This window comes from Nonomuraea sp. NPDC050451, assembly GCF_044458585.1.
The window spans coordinates 47,047-59,825 of sequence record NZ_JBITHZ010000005.1 but is presented as its reverse complement, the minus strand read 5'-3'; the positions used below and the strand labels follow the sequence as shown (position 1 = coordinate 59,825).

The 12,779-nt window shown below is 71.9% G+C and carries 14 protein-coding genes; 7 read left to right on the top strand and 7 right to left on the bottom strand.

The window, feature by feature from the left end; genetic code table 11:
* Positions 1-101: 101 nt before the first annotated feature.
* Complete coding sequence (locus ACIBI9_RS18715) at positions 102-476, top strand: nitroreductase family deazaflavin-dependent oxidoreductase (protein ID WP_397223384.1); 375 nt, start codon at positions 102-104, stop codon at positions 474-476.
* Here the strand turns inward: ACIBI9_RS18715 and ACIBI9_RS18710 are convergent.
* On the bottom strand, positions 439-1,308 hold the full coding sequence (locus ACIBI9_RS18710; protein WP_397223383.1) for an NAD(P)H-binding protein: 870 nt from the start codon (positions 1,306-1,308) through the stop codon (positions 439-441). The two genes, ACIBI9_RS18715 and ACIBI9_RS18710, sit on opposite strands and share 38 nt — an antisense overlap.
* A 74-nt stretch (positions 1,309-1,382) precedes the next feature.
* Between ACIBI9_RS18710 and ACIBI9_RS18705 the strand changes: the two genes are divergently transcribed.
* Positions 1,383-2,324, top strand: a complete 942-nt coding sequence (locus ACIBI9_RS18705) for an AraC family transcriptional regulator (protein WP_397223382.1) — start codon at positions 1,383-1,385, stop codon at positions 2,322-2,324.
* Positions 2,325-2,411: 87 nt separating this feature from the next.
* Here ACIBI9_RS18705 and ACIBI9_RS18700 read toward each other — a convergent pair whose 3' ends face one another.
* Both ACIBI9_RS18700 and ACIBI9_RS18695 read right to left on the bottom strand, forming a co-directional pair.
* Entirely contained in the window at positions 2,412-3,524 is a 1,113-nt protein-coding gene (locus ACIBI9_RS18700) for a winged helix DNA-binding domain-containing protein (protein WP_397223381.1), read from the bottom strand.
* A 129-nt stretch (positions 3,525-3,653) separates the two neighbouring features.
* Positions 3,654-4,079, bottom strand: coding sequence for a VOC family protein (locus ACIBI9_RS18695; protein ID WP_397223380.1), 426 nt, complete (start codon positions 4,077-4,079; stop codon positions 3,654-3,656).
* Between the two features lie 96 nt (positions 4,080-4,175).
* On the opposite strand from ACIBI9_RS18695, the gene ACIBI9_RS18690 reads away from it, so the two are divergent.
* The 3 genes from ACIBI9_RS18690 to ACIBI9_RS18680 are packed head-to-tail and all read left to right on the top strand — an operon-like array spanning position 4,176 to position 6,930.
* A complete protein-coding gene (locus tag ACIBI9_RS18690) occupies positions 4,176-5,177 on the top strand; it encodes a helix-turn-helix transcriptional regulator (RefSeq protein ID WP_397223379.1) in 1,002 nt (333 codons plus the stop codon).
* 44 nt (positions 5,178-5,221) lie between these two features.
* Positions 5,222-6,073 carry a phytanoyl-CoA dioxygenase family protein gene (locus ACIBI9_RS18685; RefSeq protein ID WP_397223378.1) on the top strand — a complete coding sequence of 284 codons (852 nt, stop codon included), beginning with the start codon at positions 5,222-5,224 and terminating at the stop codon, positions 6,071-6,073.
* On the top strand, positions 6,070-6,930 hold the full coding sequence (locus ACIBI9_RS18680; protein WP_397223377.1) for a helix-turn-helix domain-containing protein: 861 nt from the start codon (positions 6,070-6,072) through the stop codon (positions 6,928-6,930). Before ACIBI9_RS18685 ends, ACIBI9_RS18680 begins: the two co-directional genes overlap by 4 nt.
* 2 nt (positions 6,931-6,932) lie before the next feature.
* Here the strand turns inward: ACIBI9_RS18680 and ACIBI9_RS18675 are convergent, their stop codons facing one another.
* Positions 6,933-7,880, bottom strand: a complete 948-nt coding sequence (locus ACIBI9_RS18675; protein WP_397223376.1) for a hypothetical protein — start codon at positions 7,878-7,880, stop codon at positions 6,933-6,935.
* Positions 7,881-8,017: 137 nt separating this feature from the next.
* On the opposite strand from ACIBI9_RS18675, the gene ACIBI9_RS18670 reads away from it, so the two are divergent.
* Both ACIBI9_RS18670 and ACIBI9_RS18665 read left to right on the top strand, forming a co-directional pair.
* The gene (locus ACIBI9_RS18670) at positions 8,018-8,560 is read left to right on the top strand and encodes an MOSC domain-containing protein (RefSeq protein WP_397223375.1); all 543 of its coding nucleotides are present in this window, start codon (positions 8,018-8,020) and stop codon (positions 8,558-8,560) included.
* Positions 8,561-8,596: 36 nt separating this feature from the next.
* Positions 8,597-9,415, top strand: coding sequence for an APH(3'') family aminoglycoside O-phosphotransferase (locus tag ACIBI9_RS18665; RefSeq protein ID WP_397223374.1), 819 nt, complete (start codon positions 8,597-8,599; stop codon positions 9,413-9,415).
* A gap of 54 nt (positions 9,416-9,469) precedes the next feature.
* Here the strand turns inward: ACIBI9_RS18665 and ACIBI9_RS18660 are convergent, their stop codons facing one another.
* From ACIBI9_RS18660 to ACIBI9_RS18650, 3 genes are all read right to left on the bottom strand, one after another.
* Positions 9,470-9,952: a hypothetical protein gene (locus ACIBI9_RS18660; RefSeq protein WP_397223373.1), complete on the bottom strand. Its 483-nt coding sequence runs from the start codon at positions 9,950-9,952 to the stop codon at positions 9,470-9,472.
* Positions 9,953-10,223: 271 nt separating this feature from the next.
* A complete protein-coding gene (locus tag ACIBI9_RS18655) occupies positions 10,224-11,576 on the bottom strand; it encodes a dipeptidase (protein WP_397223372.1) in 1,353 nt (450 codons plus the stop codon).
* On the bottom strand, positions 11,566-12,744 hold the full coding sequence (locus ACIBI9_RS18650; protein ID WP_397223371.1) for an MFS transporter: 1,179 nt from the start codon (positions 12,742-12,744) through the stop codon (positions 11,566-11,568). The genes ACIBI9_RS18655 and ACIBI9_RS18650 overlap by 11 nt, the downstream gene beginning before the upstream one ends.
* Positions 12,745-12,779: the final 35 nt, after the last annotated feature.

Sequence of the window (12,779 nt, the reverse complement as noted above, 5' to 3'; positions counted from 1 at the left end):
CCTTACAAGCGTAAGCCAACCTTACAAGCGTAAGCAGCCTTACTGGTGTAAGTCCTCCCGGGTGGTGGTGCGCCCAGCCGGGGCGAGAGAAGGAGATCACGATGCCGATGCCGAGGTGGTGGGGGCATGTGAACAAGAGGATGTTCAACCCTCGCGCGATCGCGGGCGGGAAGTGGCCGGTGCTGGTTCACGTCGGTCGCGTTTCCGGCGCGACGTACCGCACCCCGCTCGACGCGCATCCCGTGGACGGCGGCTACCTGTTCGTCCTGGTGTACGGATCGCGCTCGGACTGGGTGCAGAACGTCCTGGCAGCAGACGGTGCGCGGCTCCGGGTCGACGGGAAGGAGGTGGAGCTCGCCGCCCCACGCCTCGTCGGGGAGGACGAGGCGTTCCAGGCCCTCCCCGACGAGGTGGCACGCCCGCCGAGGCTGCTACGCATCACCGAGTTTCTTCGTATGGATCTGGTCGCACGCTGACGATCGGGTTCCAGGCGCCCGCGGCGGCGGCCGTCTTGACGTAGTCGGCGAAGGGCCGTGGGTCGCGTCCGAGCGCACGCCGTACGCCATCGCCGACCCGCTCGCCGGCGCCGTCGCGGATCCGGCCCAGAAGCTCGGCCACCAGGTCGGCCGCCTCCGGGGGCACTCCCTGAGCCGTCAGCGCGGCGGTGAACCGGGAGGTCTCCAGCGCCGTGTAGCGGATGCGCCGCCCGGAGGCCTCGGAGATCATCTCGAGCGCGGTGCGGAACGACACCGGTTCGGGGCCGGACAGCTCGTAGATCTCGCCCGCGTGGCCGTCCTGGACGAGCGCGGCGGTCGCGACGTCGGCGATGTCCTCGACGTCGACGAACGCCTCCCGGCCCTCCCCGGCCGGCAGTGCCAGTTCCCCGGACAGGATGGGCTCCAGGAACAGGTCTTCGCTGAAGTTCTGCGCGAACCAGGCCGGGCGCAGGATCGTCCACTCCAGGCCCGTCGCGCGCAGGGCCAGCTCGACCGGCTCCTGGTACGGGTCCGCCGCACCGCCTGCGCCGCGTGCCGACAGCAGCACCACCCGGCGGACACCGGCCCGCGCCACGGCGGCGAGGAACTCTTCCACGGTGGCGGCCGGCACGGCTTCGCTCATCGGGACAAGGTAGACCGCCCCCACGCCGTCCAGGGCCGGCCCCCAGGTGCCACGGTCGGCGAAGTCGAACCTGGTGCCGCCGGAGCGGGAGGCCGCGCGGACGGGACGGCCGAGCCGGTCGAGCCGGGCGACGACGCGGCGACCGGTCTTGCCCCGGGCGCCGAGTACGAGAACAGGTGAATCGGACATGAAGCCAGTACATCGGGTGCCGTGCGAGACACTCCATGGTCATCCATCTCGTACGCATGTGAGATCGTCTCATTATGGATCTCCTGGAGGACTATCTCGCGGGCGTGCGAGCGCAGGGCGCGATCTTCTGCCAGTCGGTCGCCGAGCCGCCGTGGGCGGTGCGGTTCAACGATCCGGCCCCGCTGGCGCTGGGCGCGATGCTGCGCGGCGAGTCCTGGATCGTCCGCGACGGCGCTGCTCCCGTCCGGGTCCGGGAGCGCGGCGTCGTCCTGGTCCGCGGCCTTCGGCCGTTCACCGTGGCCGACCAGCCGGGCACCGAGCCCCAGGTCGTGGTGGACGACGCGGAGACATGCCGGCTGACGGCCGACGGCCCGGCGACGGCGGGGCTCAACCTCGTGCTGGGACCGCGCACGTACGGGTTCAGCGCCGACGGCTCCGACCTGTTCGTCACCGCCGAGTACCCGCTGCGCGGCGACGTGTCCGAGCGCCTGCTCAAAGCCCTGCCCGAAGTGGCCGTCATCCCGCCGGAGCCCGAGTTCACGCCGCTGCTGGACCTACTGGCGGTCGAGATCGGCCGCGAGGAGCCGGGCCAGCAGGTCGTGCTGGACCGGCTCCTGGACCTGCTGCTGGTACGGGCCCTGCGATCGTGGTTCGCGCGGCCCGACGTCGAGGCCCCACCCGGCTACCGGGCGCTGGCCGACCCGCGGATCGGGCGGGCGCTGCGCCTGATGCACGAACGCCCGGCCCACCCGTGGACGGTCGCGGCCCTGGGGGCGGAGGTGGGGATGTCGCGGGCGGTGTTCGCCCGGCGCTTCGCCGAGCTGGTCGGACAGCCGCCCCTGCTCTACCTCACAGAGTGGCGGATGACCATCGCCGCCGACCTCCTGCGCACGCCCGGCGCCACCGTCGCCGCCGTGGCCAGGAGAGTCGGGTACGCCGACGGCTTCGCCTTCAGCAACGCCTTCAAACGAGTCCGCGGCATGCCGCCCAGCGACCTGGCCCGTTCCCCGAGGTAAGGATCAGCAGCTCGGTCCGCATCCCCGCGCCGCGGGACGGCATGCTGCTGGCGGAGGCGGCTGCGGGCCGGCGACCGGTGAGGCGCCTCAGCCGTCACCGACCCGCACGCGGTGGCTGTCGGCGTCGGAGTCGTCGGAGTCGTCGGACAGGAACGCCGCCAGCTCTCGCCCCTGCTCGGCGACGGCGTCGCGGTCGGCTCCGGACAGGTGGCCCAGCGGCGTGACGACCACCGTGCCGGCCTCGACGGTCCAGGTCGCGGCCACCCGGCCGTCGACCAGGACCACGCGGGCGCCGGCGACCGACAGGCCGCGGTGGGCGTCGTCGATGATCCGGCCGCGGTCGTGGTAGCCGAGGATGGCGTTGTCGAAGGCGGGCAGGAAGCGCACCGGGGCGGGCGTGTCGGGATCGGGGCGCGGCGCGTCGGGCAGGTCCAGCAGTTCCCGGCCCCGCTCGTCGCGGAAGGAGACGAGCTCGTCGCGTACCGCGGCCACCGCGGCCGGCAGCCCGGCCAGGCCGCACCAGGCGCGCAGGTCGGCCGAGGCCGCCGGGCCGTAGGCGGCCAGGTAGCGCCGCACCAGCGCCTCGCCGACCGGGTCCGAGCCGTTCGCGGCGGGTGGGTCGATCTCGCGTCCCAGCCAGGAGGACAGCAGCGCGTTGCGTACGCCCGCCTTCGCCCGCCACAACCCGCGCGGCGGCAGCTGCACCATCGGGATGAGGGCGGCGACCAGCATCTCGCCCAGCACGCGCGGCCCCGGCGCCGGCCAGCGGTCGGCGACCGCCCGCCCGATCTCGCCCATCGTGCGGGGCTCCCCGTCGGCCATCACCGCCCGGCCCGCCGCCAGGAGTTCGTCGAGGTCCACCCCGTCGAGCTCGCGGCGGTAGGTCCCGAGCATCCGCTGGCGCAGCATGGCGTCGTGGCGGGCCCGCCAGGCCAGGGCGTCTTCCGCGGTGAGGAGGTGGACGGTGCGGCGCATGAGAATGGTCCGCACCAGGCGCCGCCCGGTCAGCAGGTCCGAGAGCACCGCCGGGTCGAACGTGCGCAGCCGCGACCAGAGCCCCACGAACGGCTCCTGCGGTTCCTGCGCCTGCAGGCCGCACAGGTGCGCGACGGCGTCTGGCACCGGTAAGTCGGCGCGGTCGAGCAGCAGCTGCCGCGCCAGCGTCGCGCGGTTGAGTGTCCGGGTGTCGAGCACGGTCATGCGATCATCCTGCCGCAGCGCGTTCGACGGCTGACCGCCGGCGGGGTGGGGGACACGTCGCGCAGGCCCCGGAGGGCCTTGCCCACACGCATGCTCACCGTTGCGTCCTTGCCTTTCCGTCTGTGGTGATCAGGACGCGCCGTACGGGCTGACGACGTCGATGACCCAGGTGACGCCGAACCGGTCCGTCAGCATCCCGTACAGCGGGGCCCACTGCGCGGGCTCCAGGGGCTGCAGGACGCTCGCCCCGTCGCGGAGCTTCTCCCAGTACGCGGTGATCTCCTCGGCCGTCTCGCCGCGCACCGAGACGAAGAACGCGTTCTCTCCCTTGCTGTACGGCAGGCTCGAGGGCACGTCGTAGGCCATGACCCGGAATCCGCCGGCGGCGCTCACCTGGCCCCACATCACCTGGTCGGCCTCGGACGGCTCCTGGACGTTGCCTGCGTCCTTGTAGGTGACCACGGCCAGGTCCCCGCCGAACACGGACTGGTAGAACGTGAGCGCCGCGTGGGCGTCTCCGCGGAAGTTCAGGTGGGTCACGGTGTTCACGGACATGGTGTGCTCCTTTTGTCGGTCGTCATCCCGGTTGCCGACCACACTCCCAGGGGTAGCGGTCAGGTTCTGGCCTCTTCTACGGGCGATACTGGGTCGGTGCAGAAAACCTCGTCCCGGCTGCTGTCATTGCTCTCGCTGCTCCAGGCGCGCCGGGACTGGCCGGGAGCGCTGCTGGCCGAACGCCTCGGCATCAGCCCGCGCACCGTGCGCCGCGACGTCGACCGGCTGCGCGAGCTCGGCTATCCGATCGTGGCCACCAAAGGCCCCGACGGCGGCTATCGGCTCGACGCCGGTACGCGGCTGCCGCCGCTGCTGTTCGACGACGAGCAGGCCGTCGCCCTGGCGATCGCGCTCCAGGCCGCCACCACGACCGGCGCCGGCATCGAGGAGGCCGCGGCGCGTGCGCTGACCACCGTCCGGCAGGTCATGCCCGCACGGCTGCGCCACCGCATCGACGCCCTCCAGATCACCGCTGTCGAGCGGTACGCGCCGGATCCCCAGGTCGACAGCGGGGTGCTGGTGTCCGTCGGCGCCGCCGTACGTGCGCGGGAGGTGCTGCGTTTCGACTACGCCTCGCCTGGGGGCGACGGCGGTGCGCTGAGCCCGCCGCGCCGGGTGGAGCCCCACCACCTCGTCACCTGGGGCGGGCGCTGGTATCTCGTGGCCTGGGATCTCGACCGGGCGGACTGGCGTACCTTCCGGGCCGACCGGATCACGCCGCGCGCCCCCACAGGGCCCCGCTTCACGCCGCGTGAGCTGCCCGGGGGAGGGGTGGCCGCGTTCGTGGCCGACCGGTTCCGGGGCTCCGGCGGCTCCGGCGACTGGCCCTGCCGCGGCGAGGTCATCCTCGGCCTGCCGGCCGCCGCCGTGTCCCCGTACGTCCACGACGGGGTCGTCGAGGAGCTCGGCCCGGAGCGGTGCAGGCTCGTCGTGGGTTCCTGGTCATGGATCGGGCTGGCCGCGAGCGTCGGCAGGTTCGACGCCGACATCGAGGTCGTCGGCCCCGCCGCGCTCAAGGACGCCTTCGCGCACCTGGCCCGCCGCTACGCCGGGGCGAGCGCGGCGCCAGGTGACAATATTCGCCATCCGGATGCGTGATCGGGCCATGGCCGGGACCGGGCCGCGATGGTGATGATGGGGCGATGACGAACCCTGCCCTGAAGACCCCGTACGAACGCGACGGCTACCTCGTCCTCGACCGCGCCCTCGGCCCCGGCGAGGTGGGCGAGCTGCTCGAAGAGACCGTCCGCATCTGCCGGGGCGAGCTCGGCGGCATCCGCGGCGCGCTCCCCGCCGGGGACGCCGACACCGACGACGACGTGCTGCGCAGGTTCCTGTGCGTCCACTACCCGCACAAGCTCTCCGGCCTGATGCTCGCCACGATGCGCCATCCGGCGATCGGTTCGGCGCTCACCTCACTGATCGGCCCGAACGTCAAGGCGATGCAGTCGATGTTGTTCATCAAGTCCGAGGGCGAGCCAGGGCAGGCCTGGCACCAGGACGAGCTGTTCATCCCGACCCGCGACCGCTCGCTCACGGCGGCCTGGATCGCGCTGGACGACGCCACCGTGGAGAACGGGTGCCTGTGGGTGCTGCCGGGATCGCACCGGCGCGGCGTGCTCTACCCCAACCGCGAGCACGACGACCCCCGCTACGACTGCACGGTGGAGTCCTACGACTTCCCGTTCGACGACTCCGACGCGGTGCCCGTCGAGGTCGCGGCGGGCACCGTGGTGGTGTTCAACGGCTACCTGTTGCACAAGTCGCTGCCCAACACCGGACGGCGCGGCTACCGGCGGGCGCTGGTCAATCACTACATGAGCGCCGAATCCCTGCTGCCCTGGGCCGTCCCGGCGGAGGGTACGGGCATGGCGCAGGCGGACTTCCGGGACGTCGTCCTCGTCGCCGGCACCGACCCGTACGCCTACAAAGGGCTTCAGGACGTGCGCCGGCCGCGGATCCGGCCCAACCGCGACGGCGGCTGTGACAGATGACGATCTGCGTCGATCTGGTGCCCCGGCTCGAGCCGAGCGTCGCGGACTATCCGCCCGGCTCGGCCTTCGGCCCGCGGGAGGCCAGGTCATACCAGTTCGTCTGGCTCCTCCGCGGCAGCGCCACCTGGCTCTGGGACGACGTCGCGCTGTCGCTGACTCCGGGGAAACTGCTGCTCATCCGGCCGGGCATGCGGGACGCGTTCCGCTGGGATCCGCGCACCCCGACCCGGCACGCGTACGTGCATTTCACACTCACAGGTGAGGTGCCGGCCGGCTGGCCGCTGGTGCGGGACCTGACCGGACGGCACGACCCGATGGGCGCTCTGTGCCGGTATCTGCTCTGGCTGGGCGCCGAGTGCCCGCCGCAGTGGCGGGTCCAGGCCTGCGAGACGCTGCGCCTGCTGGTGCTGACGTTCCTGGCCGGTCCGGCGCCGGCGCAGCGCACGCCGGCAGTCCTGCCGTCACCGGTGATCGCGGTGCTGGGCGCGGTGCGCGAGCGCTGGTCCGACGGGGTGGCCAGGCCGGTGCCGATGCGCGAGCTCGCCTCGGCCGCCCGGGTCTCGCCGAGCACGCTGTGCCGTACGTTCCGCCGCACGTTCGGGGTCGGCCCGGTCGCCGCCCTCGAACTGCTCCGCCTGACCAGGGCCGAACCGCTGCTGTGGCAGAGCAACCTGTCCATGCGGGAGATCGCCGTGCAGTGCGGCTTCACGGATGCCTACCACTTCTCCCGCCGGTTCCGCGCGATCTACGGGATGGCGCCGACCACGTTCCGCCACACCGCACCGGAGGCCGCACCGCCGTCACCGGCCGACTCCTACGGCCTCACAGTGCTGCAACCGCTCGTCCAAGCCCTCTGACCCTACGACTCAGGACCGGGCGCGCCACCGCTACTCGACGACGCGCAGGTACACCGGAATAGCCGAACGCCAGGTTCGCTCCGGCGCCCGTACGCCCGCAACAACGTCAGCAGGACGGCGAGGCCCGCGCCCATGGCGACACCGTGCTCGACCACGGCCACCCCGCGAAGTTCGACCGGCTGGTACATCCCGGCCACCAGCCACACCAGCCTCCACGCTCCCCACGAGAACAACGACCCGGAGGCGACGAACCCCACGGCCATGGCCGGCCACACCCGCGTCCGCCCGCTGCCCCACGGGCTGAGCGCCCACAGGCTCCAACCGGCGCCCGCCGCGCACAGCGCGCTGTCGGCCATGAGGAGCCGGCCTTGGATGTCCCACCCGGTCAGCAGCCCGTAGGAGCCGCCCGCGGCCCAGCAGGCCCACGTCGCGGCGAGCACCCCGAGCGGCGGCAACGCCCACAGGAAGCGGCCGTCCACTCGTTGCCGGCCCACCCGCCCCACGAAGGCGCGGGGCCATCGTTCACGCAGGAAGAGCGGCAGGCCCACGACCAGCGCCACCGCCATGCCGGCGAACCCCACGCCGATCAGCACGCCCTCCCAGGCCGGCGTGGTGGCCGCCGGCTCGGGCGCGCTCGGAGCGACCAGACCCGCGGCGATCATGTACGGGATCATGGACACCAGCAAGCCACCGCAGACCCACACGATCGGCAGCACCAGCCAGTCCGGCAGGCGCGTCCCCCACGACTGGGCCAGCGCCAGGCCCAGCGCGACGCCGGCCAGCGCCATCACCACCGTGATCGCGTTGAGCAGCACCCAGCGGGCCGTGCCCTGCCACACCTCGGCGGCGATCCAGACCAGCTTGACCAGCAGGTAGAGCGACATCGCCGCCGCCGCGGCAAACCCGGCGGCGCGGCGCAGCAGCGTTCGAACCTCGATGTGTACACGCATGGTTGGGAGCCTCGCGTCCGGTGCCACTGCCCTGCCACCCCCGCAAGAGGCAGGCGCCTCCCCGGCAAGGGGGAGGCCGGCCGGTCGGCTACGCTGCCCCTGAACGGTTACGAACTCTACGGAAGGGGACGAACAGGGTGCATGGGACTGTCACCGCCGTCAGCAGCAACGGCGAGCATTCCTTCAGCAAGCCGAACCGAGACAGCATCACCCTGCTGGCCGGACTCGGGGTGGAGGGCGACGCGCACGCGGGAGTGACGGTCAAGCACCGCTCCCGGGTCGCCCAGGACCCCACCCAGCCGAACCTGCGCCAGGTACACCTCATCCACCAGGAACTCTTCGCCGAGGTGGGCCAGGCGGGCTTCACGGTCAACCCCGGCGAACTCGGCGAGAACATCACCACCGAAGGGCTCGACCTGCTCGCACTGCCGGTCGGCACGCTCCTGCGCATCGGCGAGGAAGCGGTCGTGGAGCTCACCGGACTGCGCAACCCGTGCCTCCAGATCGACGGCTTCCAGAACGGCCTGCTCAAGCAGGTCGTCGGCCGCGACGAGGCCGGGAACCTGGCGCGCCGGGCCGGTGTCATGAGCGTCGTGACGACGGGTGGCGTCGTACGCCCCGGCGACGCGATCAGCGTGGAGCTCCCCGCCGAGCCGCACCGCCCCCTCGACCGGGTCTGACCCGGTCGACCGCCCGCCCCGGCTAGGGTGGTCGTCATGATCGACTCGAACCCGGCCTTGCGGGCATTGCTGTCTGACGGCCGCGACGCGGGCGGATGGACCCCCGTCACCGGCGGCGAGTCCGGGGCCGGTGTCTTCCGTTCCGATGACGGCGCCCGATACGCCAAGTGCGTCCCCGCCGGTTCCGTGTCCTCGCTGGAGGAGGAGCGGGACCGCGTCGAGTGGCTGGGCACGCAGGGTGTCCCGGGGCCGCGCGTCCTCGACTGGCACGTCACCGCCGACGGCGCCCGCCTGGTGACCAGCGCCGTCGCGGGCGTCCCCGCCGATCGCGTCCCGGCCGCGGAGCTGCGGGCGGCGTGGGAGAAGATCGCGGAGGCCGTACGCCGCTTGCACGACCTGCCCGCTCACCGGTGCCCGTTCGCGCGGGATCTCACATGGATGTTCGCCATGGCCCGCGACGTCGTCGCGCGGGGCGCGGTCAACCCCGCGTTCCTCCCGGAAGAACAGCAGCACACGCCCGCCGGCGAACTGCTCGCCCGCCTCGAGCCCCAGCTGGAGCACCGCCTCGCGCAGGAGGCCGCAGGGACGGTCGTCTGCCACGGCGACCTGTGCCTGCCCAACATCATCCTCGACCCGGAGACCCTGGACGTGGCGGGCTTCATCGACCTCGGCCGCCTCGGCCGGGCCGACCCGTACGCCGACATCGCGCTCCTGCTCGCCAACGCGCGGGAGACGTGGCCCGACGAGCGGCAGGCGAACTGGGCGGACGAGAGGTTCGCCGAGCGGTACGGCATCGTCCTCGACCGTGACCGCGAGCGGTTCTACCTCCACCTCGACCCGCTCACCTGGGGTTAGCGCCGCCGGAAGAGCACCGCGCACTGCTGCCGGGCAGCAAAGCCGCGGGCCTGCCTACTTCATCACGGACCCGGCGGGGGGCACCGAATGGAAGCCGTCGATGGCGAACGTGTCGAGGATGCGCATGCCGTCATCCGCTCTGCGCCACCGGTAAATGATGTCCCCGCTCGGCGTTTTGCCGACCACGGTGAGCAGGTCGAGGTGCCCGGCCCGGTCCCATGTCAGCGCATTGTCGAATTCGCCGCTCGGGACTTTGACGGCGGCTCCGGCCGATGCGCCGGTGGCGACGTCCCGGAGCCGGATGTACGGCGTCCCGCCATACTGGTCGACGTACGCGACCGTGGTGCCGCCCATGCTCAGCGCGCCGGGCTGCGTGCCGCGACGTACCTCGGTCCAGGTCTTGGTCGAATAGACCACGACCGAACCGTTCGGGTCGTCCGCGCGGTAGGCGAGGACGTAGGAGTTGTCCGGGCTGAAGGAAATGTGCAGCGGCGTGAACGGGAACGTGTGCGCCTGTCCGCTGACGGTGTCCACCACCCGGGACCGCTCGGTGTAGGTGCCGCTGTAGTAGAAGACGGCGAAGCGGCCGCCGGGCGGCCTGCCCGGGAAAGAGAGCCTTCAACCCGGCGGCCGCCTGAGCATGGCGAACGTGGTCCGTTCGCGACGTCGCGCCGGCCACCGGCACCAGCGCTGTGACCAGTAACGGCAGGGCGGCTACAAGCACCGCCCATCGTCGAACCAGCATGATCGTGGCCTCTTTGGAAATCTACAATGTAAAGAGCGCTGGATGGAGTACTTGCCATTCTCGTCACTTCGTCGACCAGTCCGCGAGTTCAGCGAGCAAAAACGCTTCGGCGAGGCAGGCGCGTTCGAAGTCGGCCAGGTGCAGGTTCTCGTCGGTGCTGTGGGCGCGGCTGGCTGGATCGCCTCCCGGGCTGGTGATGAGGACGGCGGCCTTCGGGTAGGCGTTGGCGAATTCCGCGACGAAGGGGATGGCGCCGCCGCCTCCGAGGTCGACCACGTCGGCGCCGTAGGCCCGCTTGTAGGCGCGGCGTGCCGCGTCGAAGGCCGGGCCTCGGGCGTCGACCGTGTACGGCTGTGCGATCTCCGCCTCGGTGACCTGCACGTGTGCGCCCCAGGGTGTGTGGTCGCGGAGGTGCCTGGCCAGGGCCGCGCGGGCCTGTATGGCGTTGTCGCCCGGTGCGAGGCGCAGGCTCACTTTGGCTCGGGCGGTCGCGGTGAGGGCGTTGGCGGCTTCGGGTACGGAGGGTGCGTCGATGGCGAGGACGGTTGCGGCGGGTCCGGTCCAGATCCGTTCGGCGATGGTGCCGGAGCCGAGGAGCCTGACGCCGTCGAGTACGCCTGCCTCGGCTCGGAACCGTTCTGCGGGGTAGTCCGTCCGGGATGGGTGGCCGGTGGTGAGGCCGTTCACTGTCACGTGGCCTTCGTCGTCGTGCAGGGTGGCGAGCAGGCGGCACAGCGTGGTGAGCGCGTCGGGAGCGGCGCCGCCGTACGTGCCGGAATGCACGCTCTCCGCCAGCGTGCGCACTTCGACGACGCAGTTGGCCAGGCCGCGCAACGTGGTGGTGAACGAGGGAACACCGACTTCGATGTTCTCCGAGTCGGCGAGCACGATCACGTCAGCGGCGAGTCTGTCACGGTGGCGGTCGAGGAAGGCGCCGAGCGTCGGGGAGCCGATCTCCTCTTCTCCCTCGATGAGGACGACGACTCCGACCGGCGGGCGCCCGCCGTGCGCACGTAACGCGGCCAGGTGGGTGGCGATTCCCGCCTTGTCGTCGGCGGATCCGCGGCCGTACAGCCTTCCGCCGCTTTCGCGCGGTTCGAACGGTCGGCTCGACCATATGGCCGGGTCGCCGGCGGGTTGCACGTCGTAGTGGGCATACAGCAGCACGGTGGGGCGGCCGGATGGCGCGGGGCAACTGGCCAGGATCACTGGCCGGGCGCCGGGGACGTCGTCCAGGATCTCCACTTCCTGCGCGGCACCGGCGCGGAAGAGCTGTGCCGTCAGCTGCGCGCAGCGGCTCACGTCCTCGGTCGCGCCCGGGTCGGCGCTCACCGAGGGGACGCGGATGAGGGCCTCGAGGTCGGCTCTCACGCCTGGCAGCACCTTCTGTACGGCGCGCCTCAGGTCATCGCTCATTGATGGTCTTCCTTTCCGATCGTGACGATCGTGTGTCGAGCCAGGAGGGGAAAAGGGCGAGAGCCAGCACCGCGACGATCAACGCGAACCCCGCCGGATATCCCGCGGGCCCGGCCACGAGCCCGAAAGCGACGGCGCCGATCCCCATCCCGCCGTCGTAGGCGAGGTTCCACAGCGCGCTCACCCGGCCGAACGCGGAGGAGGAGGATCGCGCGAGCATCAGCACCAGGGTCACGTTCTGGGCGGCGCCGAAGCCGGCGCCGAAGAGTGCCGCCCCCACGATCACCGCGTAGGGGTTGTCGAGCCAGACGATCCCGGCCATCCCGATGATCGCGGTGATGACTGCCGGCAGCAGCAGGGCGGATTGGCCGTGGCGGTCGCCGTATCGGCCGGCCGCCCACCGTGCGAGTGGCATCGCGCAGGAGTGTGCGAGCAGCGCCGTCGCGGCCGTCCCTTGCGAGCCGACGGGTACTGCCAGCGGCAGGAACGTCATCAGCACACCGGCTGCCAGCGTGATCGTCGCGAAGACGATGACGGGCCGGGCGAGACCGGCGTGGCGTAGAGCGCGAAGGACGCCCCAGTGCTGCTCGACCGGCGCCGCTCGCGCGGGCAGCCAGGTGATCCCGATGAGCGCGAGCAGCGCCAGCCCCGTGCCTGCGAGGAAGACGGGGCCGTGGCCGATGAGCGGGACCAGCCAGAGGCCGATCGGGAGCCCGAGGATGGCGGGGATCCCGACGGCCACGCCGTACATGCCCAGTGCCTCGCCCCGGCGCTGGGCCGGGGCCAGTTCGGCCACCATGGCGGGGCCTATGACGACCACGATGGCGAGGCCGGCTCCGCGTGCCAGGCTCGTGGCCAGCACCATCGGCAGCGCAGGGGACAGGGCCAGCAGGGCCGAGGGGACGCCGAGGAGGAGGACGCCCAGTGCCATGCTGGCGCGGTAGCCGTATCGTGCCAGCAGTCTGGGCATGACGAGTTCCATGAGTACTGTCGCCAGCATGGTGACGCCGGTGGACAGCCCGGCGCCCATGTTCCCCGAGCCGCCTGATGCCGCGTACAGCGGAACGATCGGGACGAGCAGGTAGAAGCTTGTCATCGAGGCGAGTGAGGTCACTCCCAGGAAGGCCATCGGGCGGCTGAGCAGCGGTTGCGTGCCGGTTCGGATCACTGGGTCAGCTTCGCTGGAATGGCGGCCGGGTGGAT